Below are 18,811 nucleotides of genomic sequence, written 5' to 3'. Positions count from 1 at the left end.
TCGTACCCGCCCACCCCACCACGAGCCGCCCAGGACGAAGGAGTCCCACCATGCGCTCAGCCCCCACCACTCGATCCGCCTGGCAGGTCGTCGGCGCCAGCACGGTGGGCACCTCCGTCGAGTACTACGACTTCTTCATCTACGGAACTGCCGCCGCACTCGTCTTCCCGCACGTGTTCTTCCCGGAGATGACGCCGGTGCTCGGGGCCCTGTCCGCCTTCCTCACCTTCGGCGCCGGCTATCTCGCGCGGCCCCTGGGGGGAATCGTGATCGGGCATTTCGGCGACACCGTCGGGCGCAAGCGGATGCTGGTCCTGACCGTCCTGCTCATGGGCGGTGCGACCCTGGCGATCGGGTTGCTGCCCGGCTACGCGCAGATCGGCGTCGCCGCGCCGATCCTGCTGCTCGTCCTCCGGCTGGTCCAGGGCTTCGCCTTCGGCGGGGAGTACGGCGGGGCGATCATCATGGCCTTCGAGTTCGCCCCCGAGGGCCGCCGCGGCTTGTTCGCCAGCCTGCCGCACACCGGCCAGTCCGTGGGTGTCCTGCTCGGCAGCGCCGCCTTCGCCCTGGTCGGCGGACTGCCGGAGGAGCAGCTGCTCACCTGGGGCTGGCGCGTGCCCTTCCTGGCGTCGATCGTGCTGGTCGCTGTCGGCCTGGTCATCAGGCTGAAGGTCACCGAGACACCGTCGTTCCGAGCAGCCCGGCGGGACAACGCGATCGTCCGGTCGCCGTTCGTCTCACTGCTGCGCCACCACCGCCGCGAGGTCCTGCTCGTCGCCGGCACCTTCACCGGCTTCAGCGCGGCCAGCATCCTTGCCATCACCTACATGGTCGGCTACGCCCGCACCGCGGGTGGGGTCCCCGCCGGCACCGTGCTGACCGCTGTCACCATCGCCACCGCGGTCCAGCTCGTCACGACGCCGCTGTCCGGCTGGCTGTCCGACCGGTTCGGACGCGTCCTCCTGCTCTGCATCGGCGCCGCGGGGACCGCCACAGCCGTCTCGCTCATGTTCGCCGCCGTTGCGAGTGGACGGACCGGGCTGGTCGTGCTCGCGTACGTCCTCGGTTGGGGGGTCTTCTTCGCCGCAGGAGTCGGAGTGCTGCCCGCGCTGTTCTCCGACGCCTTCGACACCTCGGTTCGGTTCTCCGGCATGGGCCTCGGCTACCAGCTCGCCACCGTCCTGGGCAGCGCGATCAGCCCGACGGTGGCCACCCTGCTCCTCGGCGCGACCGGGACGTCCATCTCCGTGTCGGTCTACGTCATGGCGATCCTGGCGATCGCCCTGGCCTGCGGCCTCGTGCTGGCCCGGCGGGTCGGGTCCGCCGCCGCCAGCACCACCGGAGAGGTCCGCACCCCCGACCGGGTGGAGACATGACCATCCTCATCGCGACCGTCGATCCCACGGGTGGCTCGCTCGTCGCCTGCCTCCCGCGCACGACGACGCCGCGGTGGAGTCCGCGCCCGCCGCGATGAGCGCGGCCGCCCGAGCCTGGGAATCAGCCGGCCGCCACGGCGCGCCGATCTCCTGCGGGCGCTCGCGCGGGAGATCGGGCGGACTGCACCGAGCTGCCGCGCTTGTCACCCGCCAGGTGGGTAAGTCGCTCGCGGCGGCAGCCGCCGAGATCGAGAAGTCGGCGCGCAGCGGGCTGGTACGCCGACCACGCCGAGCGGCGGCCGACCTGGCCGGCAAAGGTGCCCCTCCGTAGTCCGACGGGCCGCGGTCCCGCCTGCAGGGCGACCCCTGCAGAGCGGCGGGGTCGCCACGGTGTTCAGCTCCTCGGGCCGCCTTGCGGCGTGGACTCGCCGCAGCCGGACCGGCCGACGACGGCGGCACCACGCTGAGCCAGCGCTACGGCGATCGGGCGGGTGGCCTCGACGGTGTCGGCGGTGCTGGCCGAGGAGCAGCCGTCCGGGCTGCAGCTGGTTGAGGTCGACGCCCACCCGCGAGCCGGTCGTGAACCGCGTTGGCCGTCGCCCCTCGGGCGTCGAAGGAGCGCACGAACCGCACGGGATGACGCCAACGGCGCTGTACAGGTGGTGGGCGACGATGATCGTCTCCGCCGCCGCGAGCTCGCCGCCGAACGCCACACCCCTGACTGACAGGTCGGTGATGATGATCTTGGGCAACACCGGGGTCGGGTAGTGGTGGAGGAGGAGCGAGCAAGGAGCCGGACGGGGGCGAGCGCCTCTGGTGGGCGGTCTGTGGGCGTCAAAGGTGAAGGACAATGTCGTCATTCTCGGAGGTCACCGAGTAGCTGCGCACCCGGAGCCCCTCCGGGTCCACCCACGAGCGGCCGGTGCGCAGGTCGAACTCCCACTGGTGCCACGGACAGCGGAGAATCTCGCCTCGCCGCTCGTAGTGGTAGACGCCAGGTCTCGGTGAGGTCAGCGCTCCGGACAACGCGCCCTCGCACAAGGGCGCGCCTTCGTGCGGGCAGGTGTTGCGGAGCGCGACGTAGCCGTCGCCGAGGTTGAACACGCCGACGGAACGTCCGTCGATGTGGACGATCTTGCGGCCGCCCGGCGGGATCTCGTCGGCGGCCGCCACGACGACGTGCCTGTTCGAGCCGGTCATGCGGCCAGCCGATAGGTCGCGCAGGCGTTGTCGTGCATGATCTGCCGGTGCAGGTCCGCCGGCACGCGGGTGCGGAAGGCCCGGTGCGGGTTGTCGAAGTCCCAGTGTGGATAGTCGGTCGAGAACATCAGCATGTCGGCGCCGACCTCGCGGAGCAGCGGCACCAGGTCACCGGGCCGCTCGGGTTCCTCCATGGGCTGTGTGGTGATCCGGATGTGCGAGCGCAGGTAGTGCGACGGCGGGTACCGCAGATCGGGCACCTCCTCGCCGAGCCGGGCGTGGAGCGCGTCGAGTCGGTGGGCCAAGGCAGGGACCCAGGCGAAGCCTCCTTCCAGCAGCACGACGCGGAGCTCGGGGAACCGGTCGAACACGCCGTTGAAGATCAGGCTGATGACCTGGGCCTGGAAGGCGACGGCGAGCCCGGTGTGGTCCTCGATGTAGTACGACGGCCAGCCGGTGGCGGTGATGGGTCCCGGGGTGGTCGAGGCGGCGTGGATGCCGATCGGTAGCCCTGCCCGGCAGGCCGCCTCGTAGATCGGCCAGTACTGGCGCCTGCCGAGCGGGGCGGTGGTCCGCGGGTAGAGCAGTACCTGCACGAAACCGGGGCAGATGGAGGCGCGGTCGATCTCCGCGGAGGCCAGGTCGGGGAACTCGAACGGCACCGTGATGGAGGCGCGCAGCCGGTTGTCGCGCTCGAGCCACTGGTCGACCTGCCAGTTGTTCACCGCCGTGGCGAGCGCGGCCCCGTAGGCGTCGTGGCGCTGTTCCGGGGCGCGGTAGAGGCAGTTGAGCACTGCGCGCTCCACAGGATAGGCGTCGAGGAGCTGCTCCTTCATGAACTCCAGGTCCGAGCCGGGCAGGCCGCCGGTCGGGGGCCATGCGTCGCGCCTGCTGGCGAATCGGGCCGCCTTGGGGTAGGCGTAGCCCTTGGTGAAGGGCGAGAAGGTCCGGGAGCCGACGAGCTCCATGTGCCGTCGCCAACGCGTCGACAGGTAGGGCTGCAGCTCGGCGTCGGCGGAGACCGCGTTGTGCACGTCGCAGTCGATCAGTGCTCCGGTGCGCATCCGGTCTCCTCGGGCAGTCGGTAGAGCCGTGCCGCGTTGCCGTACAGCACGAGCTCTCGCTCGGCGGGCGAAAGCTGCTCGAGCAGCGCCGTGGGCGCGTCCCCGTGGTGCCAGTGCGGATAGTCGCCGGCGTGCAGGAGCATCCGGACCGAGCCGAGCTGGGTGAGGAACCGGTCCACCCACGCGCGGTCGAGTGCGGGCGGCGCGTCGAACGGGGTGGCGCTGAGCAGCAGGTGCTCGCGGATCACGTGGGAGGGCGGCCGGTCGACCCAGGGCACCTCGCGGCGCAGGGCTTTCCAGTTCTTGTCGAAGCGCCACATCAACGAGGGCAGCCAGGTGACCCCGCTCTCCAGGAGCACCACCTGCAGTCCCGGGTGTGCGGCGAACACGCCTTCAGCCACCATGCTGGTGAGCTGGGACTGCAGCGCGAGCGCCGCGCAGGCGTAGTCCTCGATGTAGTGCGACGGCCACCCGACGGGAGACAGTGGGTTCGCGCCGCTCACCCCCGGATGTACCGCCACCGGTACGCCTGCCGCCTCGGCCGCCGCGTAGATCGGCCAGTAGGACCGCTGGCCGAGCGGGGCCGGGGCTGACGCCGGTAGCAGGACCTGCACGAAGCCGTGCCCAGCCCGCCGCTCGATCTCCTCGGCGGCCGCGTGCGGGTCGCGCGTCGAGACCACGATCGAGGCACGGAAGCGGGTGTCGGCGGCCAGCCAGGTCGCCGCCTGCCAGTCGTTGAGGGCGCGGGCCATGCTCGCCGCCCAGTCCGGATTATGCAGCGCCTGCACCGCGTAGAGGCAGTTCAGGACGGCGTACCGGGCACCAGCACAGTCGAGGACGTGGGCGCGCACGACGTCCGGGTCCGAACCGGGCGGCCCGTCGCCGGTGCGGCTCTCCGGCCGCGCCGACAGCGGGGCTCCCGGTGGGTAGAACGCCGGGTCGAAGCCCTCGACGCCCGTCTCCCGGCAGTAGTCGACCCAACTGTCCGGCAGGAACGGGAACAGGGCGGAGAGCCGGGGAACGGCGTTGTGCACGTCGCAGTCGACGGCACCGGTCGTCGCGGGCATCGTTCCCACCGTCCGGGACCTCCTCACCCTGGCCGGGCGGCACCACCTCCGATCCGTGGTGCCGCCCCTGCCGAACCAACCGACGACGGCTACGCGTACGTGTGGCCCTCGTCGAACCGGATCGCCTTCAATTCCTTGCGCCCGTCGAAGTGCTGGATGCCGGTCTCGTCGTGACCGGGGAAGAGCCAGGCGTCGTTCTCCCGGGCGACCTGCCCGAGCGACTCCAGGGAGGTCCGCCACTTGTCGATGTCCCAGTAGATCTGCGGCTCACCGGTGGGCTCGACGTAGTTCTCGTGGTGGTAGAGGGCGTCCGAGGTGAGCAGGACCGTGCCGGTGGTCTCGAGCTGCAGCTGCAGGGCCATCTGCCCAGGGGTGTGGCCGGGCAGGTGCAGCAGGCGCACCCCGTCGGCGATCTCCATGGAGCGGCTCGACACGAGCGTGGGCTTCTTGTCGCCGAGGAAGGCCCAGTCGACGCGGGCGAAGAAGTCCTTGTCCTCGTCGAGGCTCATGATGTGTCCGTACTCGTCCTCGTGCACGACGATCTCGGCGCCCGCGTCCTCGAAGAGCCGCAGCCCGCCGGCATGGTCGGTGTGCATGTGTCCCTGGATGACGTAGCGGAAGTCGTCCGGTCCGAGGCCCAGCTGCTTGAGCCGGATCTCGAGGCAGGCCTCCGGGGTCACGGCGCCGAGGTCGACGACCTGCTTCCATTCCGGGAGCCACTCGTCCGGGCACCGCGCGGACAGGCCCGTCTCCCAGAGGATCCGGCCCTGCGGGGTCTCGATGATGTAGGCGATCGCCGGGCAGTTGTAGGGCGCGCCGACGTGTTCGGACTTGTTGACCAGGAGCGACATGTCGAGGCCCATGTAGCCCAGGTTGACGCCGCGGAGCGTGACGCCCATCGCTTCCTCCCGAGGTGGTCGTGTGGTGTGCCGAAGACGGCACGTCCGACGATTCGACCGCTTCGAGGGGGGTGACCGGTGTCCGAACTTGGGGCACGAGGAGCTTGCCTCCCGGCCGTGTCCCAGATTGCGACAGCTCCGGCCCCCGTCTCCGACCTATCGTTCGTGAGGCGGGCGGCCCTGCTGCCCTGGTCCTGCAGAACAACGAAGTTCTGGTGGAAGGGATCGAGTGATGGACGACGTCCTGGCACGTGACCGAGAGTTCTTCCTCTCGTCGGGGACCGCTCCGGTGAGCGTGCGTGCCGAGATCTCCTCGTCGTGGCAACGGTGCTCGAGGTGGTCGGTGGCGACCGACCGCCTCGCCCCGCCGTACCGTCCGGGCGTCGATCCGGAGTCGCGGCTGCTGCGTGCGGCCGGCCCTGTCCTCGACGCGATGAACGCGAGGCTCGGCGAGCTCGGGGTCAGCTTCCTTCTGACCGACGCGAACGCGCGCATCCTTGAGCGCCGTGTAGAGAACCGGCGGCTACTGCACACGCTCGACTCCCTTCACATCACCCCCGGTTTCGTTTTCGCCGAGGACGCGGTGGGGACCAACGGCGTGGGCACGGCCGTCGAGCTCGGCCGGACCACCCGCATCGACGGCCACGAGCACTATGTCGACGAGCTCGTCCGGTTCACCTGCGTCGGCGTGCCGATCATGGACCCGCTGACGCGGCGCCCGATGGGCATCGTGGACATCACCTGTGGTGCGGACCGGGACAACGGGCTGGTGACCGTGCTCGCCGAGCAGACGGCGAAGGCGATCGAGCAGCGGCTCTTCGAGCAGCAGACCATCCAGGAGCGCGCGCTGCTGGCGCATTTCCTGTCGAGCAGCAGGCGCTCCCATGCCGGGATCCTCGTCCTCAACGACCGGGTGCAGATGACCAATCCGCAGGCCGCGCGGCTGCTCGACGGGGTGGACCAGCCGCTCCTGTGGGACCACGTGGCCCGGGTGCTGGCCGGGTCGTGCGCCGACGGAACGGTCGACAGTGAGCTCCCGCTGCCCGGTGGACGCAGTGCCCGGACCCGGACCATGCCCCTGCGGGACGGTGGTGCGGTGATCGGCGCGTTGGTCGAGATCCGGCCCGCCGCCGAGCCCACGGCGTCGGCGCGCCCCGCCCGCGTGGTCGCGCCCGACGGGCTGGCCGGTACGGATCGGGCCTTCCTCTGGGCGTGCCGGGCGGCTCGGGCGGCGCTCGCGGCCCGGACCCTGGTGCTGTGCGGTGAACCAGGGGTCGGCAAGGCCGCGGTCGGGTCCGCACTCCTCCGGGAGCGCGGGGACGACCCACTGGTCTGCGACGCCGCGCGCGCCGAGGTCAGCGGCCTCGAGGCATGGTTCGACGAGCTGCGCGTCGCGCTCGCCGGACCGCCCGGCGCGCTCCTGCTGCGTCACCTGGACCTGCTCGACGGGCTCGCCCGACGGCGCCTGTCGGCGATCCTCGGCGACGCGGGCGCCCGCGGGTGGCGCTGCGCGGCGACCTTCACGTGCGCCTCGTCCTGGGACGACATGGTGCTGCCCGGGCTCGACGCCGATCAGCTCCGCCTCCCACCGCTCCGCAACCGCCTGCGCGACATCCCCACGCTCGTCGCAGCGTTCGCGGCGCCCCGTCGGTTCGCACCCGAGGCCGTGCAGCTGCTCATGCGGTTGTCCTGGCCGGGCAACATCGGGGAGTTGCGGAGGCTGGTGGGGCGAGTGCTTGAGGCGACGCCGGGCGGAGCGGTCCCCGGGCTCGCCGACCTGCCTCCGGAGGTGCGGCGTGCTGCCCCGCGTCTCACGCTCACCCGCTTCGAACGGGCCGAGATCCACGCGATCCTCGACGCGATGGCCGAGACCGGTGGGAACAAGAAGGACGCCGCCGCGCTGCTCGGGATCTCGCGGTCCACGCTCTACCGCAAGCTGCAGGCCGCCGGCATCGACCTGGACAACACCACCTTCTGAGCTTCTGAGGCCGGGCACGCGGCCGACGACCGCGTGTTCGAGGTTCGGACACCGCCAGGTCCCGCCTCCCTCCTACCGTCGGACCATGCATCGCACCCATGGCACCGGCTCGGACGGAGCAGCAGGCGCGCACCGATCGGCCCACGTGGTCGACGCTGCCCTGGCCGAGCTGCGGCGCGGCCGGATGGTTCTCGTCCTCGACGACGAGGACCGTGAGAACGAGGGCGACCTGATCATGGCCGCCGAACTGGCAACGCCCGAGGCGATCGGGTTCATGATCCGCCACACCAGCGGCCTGATCTGCGTCGGCGTTACCGGCGAGCGCGCCGACGCGCTCCGGTTGAGCCCGATGGTCGAGGACGCCGACGATCCCCGCGGCACCGCCTTCACGGTCTCGGTCGACCTCAGGTCCGGCACGAGCACGGGGGTCTCCGGCGCCGACCGGGCGTCGACGATCCGTGCGCTGGCCGACCCGGCCACCCGCCCCGGGGACCTCTCGCGGCCAGGCCACGTCTTCCCCCTGCGTGCCCGCCCCGGCGGTGTACTCGACCGTCCCGGGCACACCGAGAGCGCCGTCGACCTGTGCCGGCTCGCCGGCCTCGTCCCGGCGGGTGTGTTGGCCGAGGTGACCAACGACGACGGCACGATGGCCCGCCGCCCCGAGCTCGAGCGCTTCGCCGCCGAGCACGGTCTGGTGATACTGACGGTGGCAGACCTCGTTCGCCGTCGCCGCGAGACGACGGCTTCCGTCCGGCGCGAGGCCGCGGGACGCGTGCCGACCGCGCACGGGGAGTTCACCGCGCTGACCTACCGCACCGCCGACGGCGTCGAGCACGTCGCACTCGTGCACGGTGGGCTCGACACCACCGGCCGGCTCTCCCGACCCACGAACGGGACGGACGGGCCTGATGCCGCGGTCCTGGTACGCGTGCACTCGGAGTGCCTGACCGGGGACGTCTTCGGGTCGCGGCGCTGCGACTGCGGCGAGCAGCTCGACGGGGCCCTGGAGCGGATCGCGGGCGAGGGCCGGGGCGTCGTGATCTATCTGCGCGGGCACGAGGGCCGGGGCATCGGGCTCTCGCACAAGCTGCGCGCGTACACGCTGCAGGACGGCGGGCTGGACACGGTCGACGCGAACCTCGTGCAGGGCCTGCCGATAGACAGCCGGGAGTACGGCGTCGGCGCCCAGATCCTGCGCGACCTCGGCATCGACCAAGTCCGCCTGATGACCAACAACCCGGCCAAGGAGAGCGGGCTCGCCGAGCACGGGGTGCGGATCGTCCGTCGGGAGCCGCTGGTCACCCCGCCGAACCCGGACAACATCAGCTACCTCACCACCAAGCGGGTACGGATGGACCACGACCTCGGCGGGCTGTCGGCGGGCGCTCACGACGATCCGAGCGGGGGTGCTCAGGTCTCATGAGCGCGTCGACCACACCGGCCCTTCCGGACCGTGCCCGAGCGTTCCGCGACGCCATGGCGACCTTCCCCAGCGGCGTCACCATCGTCACCACGTCCGACCCGGAGGGCCGGTGGTGGGGGTTCACGGCGACCTCGTTCTGCTCCGTGTCGATGCAGCCGCCTCTGGTGCTGGTCTGCCTCGCCGAGACCGCCGAGTGCCACCCGGTGTTCCAGCAGGCCGAGCAGTGGATCGTGCACGTCATCCATCCCGAGCACGCCGACCTCGCGCTGCGCTTCGCCACGCGGGGGGCCGACAAGTTCGCCGACGCCGGATTCGTCGCCGACGACGAAGGCCTTCCCAGGCTGCCCAACGCCTGCGTCACCTTGTACTGCACCCGCCATGCGGCCCACCCGGGCGGTGACCACACGATCCTGCTGGGCGAGGTACGCGAGACCGTTCTGGGCGAGCACCTCCCGGCCGTCTACTTCCGCCGGCGGTTCCACCCCCTGAGCCACGTCTGAGGAGGCCGCCGCGTCCGCCGATGGGACACGGGGACCGATCCCCGTTGCCCTAGCGTCAATGCCATGATCGAGCCCCCGCCTGCTCCGGGTGCCGGAGGCACCCCTGGTCCCGACGCCTACCGGGGCATGCCACCCACTGTCTGGGCGCCGCCGGCGCCGCAGCTGATCCGCAGTGCCCGGATGCTCATCGTCGGTTACCAGGCCGACCCGGAGGCGCTCGCCGAGGTGCTGCCACCGGGGCTGACCCCACATTCGAACAACCTCGTGCAGATGAACATGTACGAGGTTGCCGCCGAGCAGACCAGCGGCTTCGGGGCGTTCTCCCTGACCTACCTCACGGTCGAGATCGAGGGGCACGACAGCCTTGCGGCGGAGGGCGCGATGCCGATCCCGGGCCGCTTCTTCGCCTATTACTGGAACAGCTCCGCGCGGGTCATCGCCTACGCCCGCGAGAGCGCGGGCATCCCGGCGCAGTACGGGACACGCCGCGGCACCGTCGACGACGGCGTCCTGACCTCGGTGCTGACGGTCGACGGCGCCGATGTCATCACCGCCCGGGCGACGGTGACCGACAATCCGCTCGGCACGCTCGGCGGGCACCTGAACTACTACGCGCACCGGCAGATCCCCCGCCCCGAGGGACGCCGGGCGGCGCTGAGCGAGCTCATCGAGCTACCGCTGCCGTTCGTCGTCGACCTGTACGAGGCGACGGTCGACGAGATCTCCTTCGACTTCCCGGAGGGTCATCCGGCCGCCAGGCTCGCCCCGCTCGCCCCGCTGTCGACGCCCTCGGTGATGTGGGCCGACGTCACCTTCACCTACTCGATGGGCCGCGTGATCCGCGACTACCTCGCGGAGGGGTGAAGGTCACCGGACGAAGCCGGGACCCTCGATCACCGGGTGCGCGGCGAGGAAGTCCTCGTCGACCTCGACGCCGAGTCCGGGTGCCTCGTGCGGGAGCACCGTGCCGTCGGGCAGGGCCCGCAGCGGCGGTGACACCAGCTCGTCCCGGAACAGGTTGTCGTGGCTGACGTCCGCCTCGTAGTAGCCCGCGTTCTCGGTCGCCGCGAGCAGGTGCACGGTCGCTGCCATGTTCAGCCCCGTGGAGGCGGTGTGCGGGTGCACGCGCAGCTTCCAGGCCGATGCCGTCGCCGCGATCCGCTGGACCTCGGTGATGCCGCCGGACTTCGAGAGGTCCGGCTGGAGCACGGTGACGGCACCGTCCTCGATCAGCCGGTGGAACTCGAAGCGCGTGTAGTGGTTCTCCCCGGCCGCCAGGGGCAGCCCGAGGAACCGCGCGGCCTCGGCGTAGCTGCGGTGGTCGTGCGGCGGGAACGGTTCCTCCAGCCAGCCGACCCGGTACTCGCGCAGCCCGGGGGCGACCCGCCGCACGTCCTCGAGGTCGTAGGCGGTGTTCGCGTCCACGAGGACGTCCAGGTCGGGGAACTCGGCGCGGATCGCGGCGACGCGGGCGAGGTCCGGCTCCGGGCCCTCCCCGATCCGCAACTTGACGGCCCCGTACCCCCTCTCCACCAGCGGCCGCACCTGGTCGAGCAGCACCTCCGGCTCGCTCCAGCCCAGCGCCACCCCGCCCGCGTAGGCCCGGACCGGACGGGCTGCGCCGCCGAGCAGCCGGTGCAGCGGCCAGCCGGCCGCCTTGCCCCGCACGTCCCAGAGCGCCATGTCGATCCCACTCAGCGCGATCGCGGCTGCGGCGCCGAGCCCGTGGCTGGCGAGTTGGGCGGTGTAGACGGTGCGCCAGACGCCGACGACGTCGGCCGCGTCCAGCCCGAGGACCAACTCCCGGATAGTACTGTTGATCAGGTGCCCGATCGTGCCGGGCGAGCGGGCGTGGTGCGCCTCGCCCCAGCCCACGAGACCGTCGGCGGTGCGCACGCGCACGACCACCGCGTCGCGCTTGACCGCGCGGCCGATCCCGAGCCGCTCGCCGCCGCGCGGGCTGACGGGGAACGAGGTGGGGAACGCGGTGACGTCGACGATCTTCACCGCGGACTCTCCGGCGGGCGGGCGCTGGTGCCGGTCACCCCACGGGCCCGGACTCGACGCCCGCGAAGTCCGCGGTCGTGAGCAGGCGCCGACGAACCCGTGCGACGAGCGGACCGGCCTCCTCGCTAGCCGCGGCCACGGTCTTCCACTCGGGGTCGGCGAAGAAGGCCGCCCACTTGCTCTGCAGGTCGTCGTAGGAGTCGAAGCGCAGCACGTAGACGATCTCATTCTTCGAGTCGTCCCCGACCTCGGTGCGGCTGAGGAACACCAGCTCCATGCCGTGCTTGCGGAAGATCCGGCAGGTGGCGGAGTTGAACCGCTCGACCAGCGCCGGCAGGCGTCCGGGCACGGCGGTGTACTCGCGCAGCTCGTAGATCATCGTGACGCTCCCGGTGCCGACGGGGACATCGGCGGGTCGACGGTGACGGTCTCGGTCGTGATGAGGAACGGCAGGTGTCCGGGCGCGAGGAAGCGTGGCTCGTCCTCGCGGGTCGCACGGTACTCGGGCAGGGGCGCGGATCGGCGCATCGCCGCAACGTCCTGGAACCAGGTCGTCGCCAGCCCGTCCCAGCGAGGCGCATCGTCCGCGGTCGTGTAGCACGAGGGCAGGCAGTGGCTCTGCACGTACCTCTGGATCGGCGCGATCGTGGCGGCCAGGGGGCCGTGCACCTCCCGCCAGTAGCGGCGGAACTCCGGGCACGGCAGATCCGCCCGGCGGGTCACGAACTCGATGCTCTTGACTCCGCCGGCGGGCTTGCCGAGGTCCTTGACGACGTGCTCCTCGACGTGCAGGACGGCCAGCGAGGCCGGGTCGAGCGTGCGGTCGCCGGTCAGCGCGGTGAACGCCGGGGAGGCGCTGGCGCGCCGGGCCACCGCTTCATCGGGGAACCACAGCTCGTGGACGACGTCGTAGATCGGGTCGCCGCGGCGATAGCCGCCGAGCAGGGTGAGCGACTGGGCCTGACGAGTCGCACCCTCCAGCTCGGCGAGCCCTCGGGCGAGCTCCTCGGCCGCCCAGGTCCGGAACCGTTCGAGCGGCAGTCCCGAGGCACGGCGGCCGAGTATGACGACCTTCACCGGTCCGCTGTGCACGTGGGGACCTCCTGTCCTGTGTCCGGCCGGTCGGCGCCGTCCATTGCGCGGAGCGCGGCGGTGAATCGCGCCCGGACCGTGCCGGGATCGACGAACGGCGACGGGCCGGGCCGGCTGCCGGTCCGGACGACGGCCTCGACCAGCGCCGGGCGGGGCAGCCCCAGCAGCGCGTCGCGCAGGTTCCCGCCGTCCGCCACGCGGGTGGCGGCGAGGCCGGGAAGGGCGCCCGCCACGTCGGAGAAGCGGGGGTCGACGGGCAACGGCTGCCCGCCGGTGATCGAGTAGTGCCCGTCGGTCAGCACCACGGCGACGAGGTTCGCCGGCCGGTACGCGGCGACGGACCAGAGCCCGTTGGCGCTCATCAGCAGTTCGCCGTCCCCGAGCAGGGCGACGACGGCGCGCTCGGGCACCGCCTCCGCAACCCCGAGGGCGGTGGCGAGCGCCGACCCCATCGCGCCGCCGAGATACAGGTGGGGGCCGTCGTCGGACGCGAGCCGCAGCGCCGACGTCGCCGTGCCGAGCGCGGCGACCACCAGAGCATGCGGATCTGTGCCCAGCACGACCGCCGCCACGTCAGTGGGCTCCACGGCCACCGCCCAGTTCCGGCTCGAGTGCCACCGCGGCGGTACGCCCGGCTCGCTGGGCCAGCGTGAGGACCCCGCCCACGGTCGAGGCCGCGTCCCCGCCGTGCGGGTCCCGGAGCGGGTAGACGGGGATGCCGAGCGCGGCGAGCAGCGCGGGAGTGGCCAGCCCGATCGGCACCTGCGCCGGGTTGGCCTCGCCGAGGGTCCCCCGCATCGACAGGACCAGGGGCAGCCCGATGCCGTAGGGCACGACGAGCGAGCCCAGGGCGTTGAGGCTGTTGCCCAGACCGGAGCACTGCATGAGCACCACCGGTCGGCCACCTGCGAGCGCGCGGCCCGCCGCGTAGCCGACGCACTCCTCCTCCCGTGTGAGGCAGCGCATCGCCACCCCGCGTTCGGACAGCTGCGTGAGCACGCCCTGCAGCCGCGAGTCCGGCAGGTGCGCCGCGACGTCCACGCCGCCGTCGGCGAGCGCGTCGCCCACCGCAGCCGCCCAGGCGAGGCTCCCGCTCACGTCGTCGTCCGCCTCCGCACGGCGCGGCCTACTGCGCCTCGTCCAGCCGGAACCCGACCTTGAGCCCGACCTGGACGTGATCGACGGCCCCCTCGGCGAGGTGCCCTCGGATCTGCGTGACCTCGAACCAGTCGAGACCGTGCACGGTCTGCGCGGCGCGGGCGATCCCGTTGTGGATGGCCTCGTCCACCGACCGGGGTGAGGACCCGACTATCTCGATGACGCGGTAGATGTGCTCGGACACATGCGCTCCTTCGATCTCGGCGGACGTCCACGGCTGTGCGGCCGGCGCTGCCCCGGGAAGGCGGTGGGCGCGGCGTCCCCGCCTGCCGCCACGCCCCTCGCCCCGGGCCGGTCGTCTAACGGAACTCGGGGATGATGTGCTCGGCGAAGAGCTCGAGCTGCCGCTTGGCCTCGTCGATCGGCATCAGGCCCTGGTCGAAGAACCAGGAGAACCACTCGAGCTCGCCGCCGTTGCCGTGGATCGTCGCCAGGTCCTCGATGTCGCGCTTGATGTCGTCGACAGTGCCCGCCAGGCCGTACTTGGTCTTGGTGAACCGCTCCATCGTCCATTCCTCCGGCGGCAGCAGCGCCGAACCCTTCGGGTACGTCTGCTCGTCGCCGGGCAGGCGCAGCGCCTCCCAGAACCCGAACCCGGAGAAGTAGATCTGGAACCCGTAGTAGTTCGTCCGCTCCATCAGGCTCCAGGCCTGTTGCCGGTCCTCACCGAAGGCCACCGCACGGAACGCCCCGATGTTCTCACCGAGCTTGAGATCGCGACCCGCGTCGGCAGCCGAGGACTGGTACAGCTTGGCCAGGTGCGTGAATTGCCCGGGCTCCGCCACGAGGATGATCGGCATCACGCCGTGCTGCGCGGTGTGCACCATCGTCGACTCGGACACCGAGAACGGCTGGAACGCCGGGGGATAGGGCTGCTGGTACGGCTTCGGGATCACCGAGATTCCACGGATGTGGCCGTTCTCGTCGATCTCGTCCGGGTGCCCGTACTGGCGGGTCCACTCGGCGGCCGGCCACCGGGTGATGCCCTCCTTGGGCGGCACCTTGTAGAACTCGCCGTCGAAGGTCAGCAGGTCGTCCGTCCACGCCTTGTAGATCAGCTCGAGGTACTCCTCGTGCACCGCGCGGTTGTGCTTGTCGTCGGGGCTGCCGTCCATCGGGGTGCCCTTGACCGGGATGTGCTGACCGAAGACGTTCACCCAGCGGTCCTGGTAGCCGCGTGCGTAGCCGCCGTACACCCGGCCCGCGGTCAGGTGGTCGAGGTAGGCGACCTGCTCGGCCACCCGAAGCGGGTCGTTGGCGGGCAGCACCAGGGACAGCGGCGCGAAGGCGATGTTCTCGGTCCGGGCAGCCAGGTCGGCGTAGAGCATCATCGGCTGGACCGACGCCTCGAACCCCTCGGAGTGGAAGTGGTGCTCCGTGGTCGAGAACACGTCGAAACCCGCCTGGTCGGCGAAGACCGCGAGTTCGCGGACCTCGGCGATCATCGCTTGGAAGGCGTCGACGTCCCGACCGATCGGGCGCTTGGCGGCACGCTCCTCCAACGTCGCCGGGATCGTCGGCAGCATGAACAGCTGGAACTTCACCGTCGGGCTCCCTGGGTGTGCTGGACCGGCGGCACGCCGGTCCGAGGGCGGTTGGGTTGCTGACGTGTAGATCGAACCTCGGGAACGGCTGTCGTTCGTGTCCCAATTTGCCCCACGCGACCGCCCCTCCCGCACGGACTATCGGAGCAGCGGCTCGCTGCTCAGGCCGGGCCACCCGCGCAGTGCCGACCACAGCCGGACCGGCCGGCGTTCTCCCCACGAGCGCCCACGTTCCGGGCTCCTCGCTCGTCCCCGCAGCAGCCTCGGTGATCTGCCCCGTGAACGGAGTGCCCCCAGTTACGGGGGCGACGAATTTGACCTCGAGCACGCCGCCGCGGAGCCAGCTCGGGACGTGCGCGCAAAGCTGCGCCACGATCACGGCGAGCAGATAGACACCTGAGCATGCTCTGCGGAGAGTGTTGTTGCCGGTGGGAGCGGTGGCGGACGTGGATCCGTTGCCTTCCATACTGGCTGAGCGGGTTCGATTCCCGTCGCCCGCTCCACGTTTGACCAGCACGAACGCTGGTCGCCTCACCTGCGGCCCCGTGCCGCGTGGAACGAGATGTGGAACGAACCAATCTGAGTTCCGTTCCATGGCAGGGCGACCGGGCGTCAGGACGCGTCGTGGGACGGGCATGATCGAGAAGCTGTCGAGTGGCGCTCTGCGGGTTCGCGTCCACGCCGGCATCGACCCTGTGACGAAGAAGCGGTACGAGCTGTTCGAGACCGTGTCGGCGGGTCCCGACGCTCGTCGTGAGGCCGCGCCGTGCGGGTCCGTATCATCCATCAGATCAACGGGCGCCGGGCCCCAAGCGGACGAGCCGCTGTCTGGTCGACGTGCGCCGTCCGGACGCGGTACTGCCGTCAGGACCTCGGCGGCCAGGGCCTCGACATCGTGCACCGCGGTGACGGGCGTGTCGGTACTGATCATTCGGGACCGGCAGATGAGATGGCCGCTGCGGCTGCGTTCCCGCCACGCCTTCTCGACCAGGAAGAGGCCGTGGTCGCGGTAACCCGACGGCGGCGCGTCAGCGGACACGGGTCGCCGGCCAACCAACCGGCGCCCTCGACGACGAAGACGGTGACGCCGGATCCGGACTGCAGGTCCTGGGCGCCGCGGAGCCGCTCGACGAGATCGTCCCGGCGGTAGGGGTCGGCGCCCTCGATCGCCAGGTGCACGGTCTCGCGGGTGTAGCGCACCGCGGCGCTCGGTCCCTGCTGCTGGATCACGCTTCCCCCGCCAGGCCGCCGACCCCCGGCCGACCGGGAGGCGCGGTCGTGAACCGCGCCTCCCGGGTCACCGATCAGACGTGCTCGGTCCCGTGGTCGTGCGACCCCTCCATGACGCGGTGCTCCTCGTGACCGTGGTCCTCGGTCCGGATCTGGTCGTAGCGGTCGACGTGCTCGAAGCGGACGTCCTGGTGCTCGTACCGGTGCTGGTCGTCGCGGTGCTGGTCGTCGCGGCGATCGTCGCGGTGCTCGGTCCGGTCCCGCTGCTCGCCCCGGTCCCGGTCGCGGTGCTCGTCGCGGCCCCGGTCGCGGTAGTTGTCACGGTTGCGGTGTTCGTCGCCGTCACGCCGGGTGCCCTCGAAGTGCCGGCCCCGCTCCCCGCGGTCGTGGTGCTCGTCCCGGTATCCCTCGCGGTGGTCCTCACGGTTCCGGTACTCCTCGCGCCCGCGGCCCTCCTCGCGCCCGCGGTGCTCGTCCCGGTACCCCTCGCGGTGCTCCTCGCGCCCGCGACCCTCCTCGCGCCCGCCGTGCTCGTCCCGTCCGCGGTACTCCTCGCGCCCGCGGCCCTCCTCGCGCCCGCGGTGCTCGTCCCGGTACCCCTCGCGGTGCTCGTCGCGCGCACGGCCCTCCTCGCGCCGGCGGTACCCGTCCTCGCGGTCCCGGTGCTCGTCCCGTCCGCGGTGCTCCTCGCGCCCGCGGCCCTCCTCGCGCCCGCGGCCCTCCTCGCGCCGGCGGTACCCGCCCTCGCGGTCCCGGTGCTCCTCCCGCTCGCGGTGCTCCTCCCGCTCGCGGTGCTCGCGCTCCTCCCGGTGCTCCTTGCGCTCGCGCTCCTCCCGGCGCTCTTCACGCTCGCGCTCGCGGTGGTCGCGCTGGCGGTGCTCCTCGCGCTCCCGCTCCCGGTGCTGGCGCTCGCGCTGTTCCGCCCGCTCGCGATTCCGTGCGTCGCGGTGCTCCCGCTGCTCGTGCCCGAAGACGTCCCCGCTGCGGGTGGGCTCACCCGTGCTCTGGTCGGCCATGAGAGTGAGGGAGCCCGCAGCGGTAGTGGCGGCGTCGAGCTCGGCATCGACGGTGGTCATGGTGCTGTCGTCGGTGCGGGTTGTGGCTGCGTCCATCGGATCTTTCCTCCTCGGTTCCCGGGGCATCTCCCCGGTCACTCAAGGGTGGGCGTCACGGGGCGCCCGCACCGTCGGTCGACCGGACCCCTGGCCGGAGGGTCCTGCTGTCCCCCGATCGACCGACGCGTCGCTCGGGCCCGTCCGGCCTGAACCACGATCAACCTCGCCGCTCCATGTGAGAGCGCGGGCACGCCGTGCGCCGGGGCGGGCCAGCACCAGCTGCAGGTGGTCGAGGATGGTCAGCTTCAGGTCCTTGCGCTGCTCGAGCCGCCGCGCCTCGGCCCGGATCTTCATCAGCGTGAGGTTCGGCGAGTCGTCCATGAACAGCGCCTCGGAGATCTCCGACAGGCATCTCGACGACACCCGAGTGCCGTCAATACCCATCGCGGGCGCGGTGCTCCTCGGCCGACGGTCAGAGCACCTCCCGACGTGTGAGGGCGGGGACGCCGGCGCGGAGTCGCTCCAGGAACAGGACGAGGACTGCTGCGGCACTGCGGTGGGTGGCATCGTTGAGCGCGTCGTGCCGTCCGCCCGACACGGTGACCAGCTCGACGTCGTCCAGGCCGGAGTACCAGTCGCGGACGTCGTCGAGCGGGGCGATCGTGTCCGCCTCCCCGTGCAGTCCCAGCACCGGGACGCGGACGCGCGCCGGGTCCGCCCGGGCGATCCACTCGGCGGGCGGTGGGGTGTCCAGGGCGCCGTGCCGCACACCGTCGTCGCCGCGGAGCCGGGCCTGGTGGACCGGGCAGGCGGTGCGCCCCGTGATCTCGTCCTCGGGTGCGGGGCCTCGGCCCAGCGGGAGACCGGCCAGGACGAGCCCGGCCACGCCGGGCAGGTCGGCCGCGAGCCCGGCGGCGAAGAGCGCGCCGGCGTCCGAGCCGACCAGGACGCGCGGGTGCGGGCCGGTGTCGGAGTCCGGTCCGGACTCCAGCAGCGCCCGGACCTGGTGCTCGGTGCGGCCGGAATCGGTCGTCGGGTCGGCGACAGCCCAGACCCGGTAGCCGTCGGCTGCGATCCGGCGCCCGAAGCGCTCGTAGACGCCGGCGTGCTCACCGCGACCGGGGACGACGAGCACGGTGCCGCGCGTGGCCACGGCCTCGGGCTCGCGCCAGGAGGCGACGACGGGCACCGCGGCGGGGGAGACGGTCATGGTTGTTC

At 71.9% G+C, this 18,811-nt stretch carries 19 protein-coding genes and 1 pseudogene; 5 read left to right on the top strand and 15 right to left on the bottom strand.

The window, feature by feature from the left end; all coding sequences use genetic code 11:
- Positions 1-50: 50 nt before the first annotated feature.
- Positions 51-1,376 (top strand): MFS transporter, encoded by a 1,326-nt coding sequence (locus tag ACQP04_RS28765; RefSeq protein WP_433503666.1) that lies wholly within the window; start codon positions 51-53, stop codon positions 1,374-1,376.
- An 834-nt stretch (positions 1,377-2,210) separates the two neighbouring features.
- Here the strand turns inward: ACQP04_RS28765 and ACQP04_RS28760 are convergent.
- The 4 genes from ACQP04_RS28760 to ACQP04_RS28745 form a co-directional block, all read right to left on the bottom strand.
- A complete protein-coding gene (locus tag ACQP04_RS28760; protein ID WP_433503665.1) occupies positions 2,211-2,549 on the bottom strand; it encodes a Rieske (2Fe-2S) protein in 339 nt (112 codons plus the stop codon).
- 23 nt (positions 2,550-2,572) lie between these two features.
- Positions 2,573-3,640 carry an amidohydrolase family protein gene (locus tag ACQP04_RS28755; RefSeq protein ID WP_433503664.1) on the bottom strand — a complete coding sequence of 356 codons (1,068 nt, stop codon included), beginning with the start codon at positions 3,638-3,640 and terminating at the stop codon, positions 2,573-2,575.
- The gene (locus ACQP04_RS28750) at positions 3,622-4,707 is read right to left on the bottom strand and encodes an amidohydrolase family protein (RefSeq protein ID WP_433503663.1); all 1,086 of its coding nucleotides are present in this window, start codon (positions 4,705-4,707) and stop codon (positions 3,622-3,624) included. Before ACQP04_RS28750 ends, ACQP04_RS28755 begins: the two co-directional genes overlap by 19 nt.
- A gap of 89 nt (positions 4,708-4,796) precedes the next feature.
- Complete coding sequence (locus ACQP04_RS28745; RefSeq protein WP_433503662.1) at positions 4,797-5,606, bottom strand: N-acyl homoserine lactonase family protein; 810 nt, start codon at positions 5,604-5,606, stop codon at positions 4,797-4,799.
- Between the two features lie 343 nt (positions 5,607-5,949).
- Between ACQP04_RS28745 and ACQP04_RS28740 the strand changes: the two genes are divergently transcribed.
- The 4 genes from ACQP04_RS28740 to ACQP04_RS28725 all read left to right on the top strand — a co-directional run bounded on the left by ACQP04_RS28740 (position 5,950) and on the right by ACQP04_RS28725 (position 10,371).
- Entirely contained in the window at positions 5,950-7,584 is a 1,635-nt protein-coding gene (locus tag ACQP04_RS28740) for a sigma-54-dependent Fis family transcriptional regulator (protein WP_433503661.1), read from the top strand.
- Between the two features lie 85 nt (positions 7,585-7,669).
- Positions 7,670-9,007 (top strand): bifunctional 3,4-dihydroxy-2-butanone-4-phosphate synthase/GTP cyclohydrolase II, encoded by a 1,338-nt coding sequence (locus tag ACQP04_RS28735; protein ID WP_433503660.1) that lies wholly within the window; start codon positions 7,670-7,672, stop codon positions 9,005-9,007.
- The gene (locus tag ACQP04_RS28730) at positions 9,004-9,507 is read left to right on the top strand and encodes a flavin reductase family protein (RefSeq protein WP_433503659.1); all 504 of its coding nucleotides are present in this window, start codon (positions 9,004-9,006) and stop codon (positions 9,505-9,507) included. Before ACQP04_RS28735 ends, ACQP04_RS28730 begins: the two co-directional genes overlap by 4 nt.
- A 63-nt stretch (positions 9,508-9,570) precedes the next feature.
- Positions 9,571-10,371 carry an acetoacetate decarboxylase family protein gene (locus ACQP04_RS28725; RefSeq protein ID WP_433503658.1) on the top strand — a complete coding sequence of 267 codons (801 nt, stop codon included), beginning with the start codon at positions 9,571-9,573 and terminating at the stop codon, positions 10,369-10,371.
- A 3-nt stretch (positions 10,372-10,374) separates the two neighbouring features.
- Here the strand turns inward: ACQP04_RS28725 and ACQP04_RS28720 are convergent, their stop codons facing one another.
- From ACQP04_RS28720 to ACQP04_RS28670, 11 genes and pseudogenes are all read right to left on the bottom strand, one after another.
- Complete coding sequence (locus ACQP04_RS28720; RefSeq protein WP_433503657.1) at positions 10,375-11,514, bottom strand: mandelate racemase/muconate lactonizing enzyme family protein; 1,140 nt, start codon at positions 11,512-11,514, stop codon at positions 10,375-10,377.
- Between the two features lie 34 nt (positions 11,515-11,548).
- Positions 11,549-11,893, bottom strand: coding sequence for an NIPSNAP family protein (locus ACQP04_RS28715; protein ID WP_433503656.1), 345 nt, complete (start codon positions 11,891-11,893; stop codon positions 11,549-11,551).
- Positions 11,890-12,606 (bottom strand): EthD domain-containing protein, encoded by a 717-nt coding sequence (locus tag ACQP04_RS28710; RefSeq protein ID WP_433503655.1) that lies wholly within the window; start codon positions 12,604-12,606, stop codon positions 11,890-11,892. The genes ACQP04_RS28715 and ACQP04_RS28710 overlap by 4 nt, the downstream gene beginning before the upstream one ends.
- Positions 12,588-13,193, bottom strand: a complete 606-nt coding sequence (locus ACQP04_RS28705; RefSeq protein ID WP_433503654.1) for a thiamine pyrophosphate-dependent enzyme — start codon at positions 13,191-13,193, stop codon at positions 12,588-12,590. Before ACQP04_RS28705 ends, ACQP04_RS28710 begins: the two co-directional genes overlap by 19 nt.
- On the bottom strand, positions 13,180-13,704 hold the full coding sequence (locus ACQP04_RS28700; RefSeq protein ID WP_433503653.1) for a thiamine pyrophosphate-binding protein: 525 nt from the start codon (positions 13,702-13,704) through the stop codon (positions 13,180-13,182). The genes ACQP04_RS28705 and ACQP04_RS28700 overlap by 14 nt, the downstream gene beginning before the upstream one ends.
- Before the next feature lie 28 nt (positions 13,705-13,732).
- A complete protein-coding gene (locus ACQP04_RS28695; RefSeq protein WP_232868789.1) occupies positions 13,733-13,948 on the bottom strand; it encodes a dodecin in 216 nt (71 codons plus the stop codon).
- Between the two features lie 115 nt (positions 13,949-14,063).
- A complete protein-coding gene (locus ACQP04_RS28690; protein ID WP_433503652.1) occupies positions 14,064-15,308 on the bottom strand; it encodes an LLM class flavin-dependent oxidoreductase in 1,245 nt (414 codons plus the stop codon).
- Positions 15,309-16,235: 927 nt separating this feature from the next.
- Positions 16,236-16,538 carry a hypothetical protein gene (locus tag ACQP04_RS28685; RefSeq protein WP_433503651.1) on the bottom strand — a complete coding sequence of 101 codons (303 nt, stop codon included), beginning with the start codon at positions 16,536-16,538 and terminating at the stop codon, positions 16,236-16,238.
- A gap of 74 nt (positions 16,539-16,612) precedes the next feature.
- A complete protein-coding gene (locus tag ACQP04_RS28680) occupies positions 16,613-17,650 on the bottom strand; it encodes a hypothetical protein (RefSeq protein WP_433503650.1) in 1,038 nt (345 codons plus the stop codon).
- Positions 17,651-17,865: 215 nt separating this feature from the next.
- A pseudogene (locus tag ACQP04_RS28675) lies at positions 17,866-18,001 on the bottom strand (DnaB-like helicase C-terminal domain-containing protein); the annotation flags it as partial.
- A 64-nt stretch (positions 18,002-18,065) separates the two neighbouring features.
- A complete protein-coding gene (locus ACQP04_RS28670) occupies positions 18,066-18,803 on the bottom strand; it encodes an alpha/beta hydrolase (RefSeq protein ID WP_433503649.1) in 738 nt (245 codons plus the stop codon).
- Positions 18,804-18,811 lie beyond the last annotated feature (8 nt).

The organism is Pseudonocardia halophobica, assembly GCF_050948485.1.
GTDB classification, from domain to species: Bacteria; Actinomycetota; Actinomycetes; order Mycobacteriales; family Pseudonocardiaceae; genus Pseudonocardia; species Pseudonocardia halophobica.
Note: the sequence above shows the minus strand (reverse complement) of the source record. Positions and strands in the feature narration are given on the sequence as shown.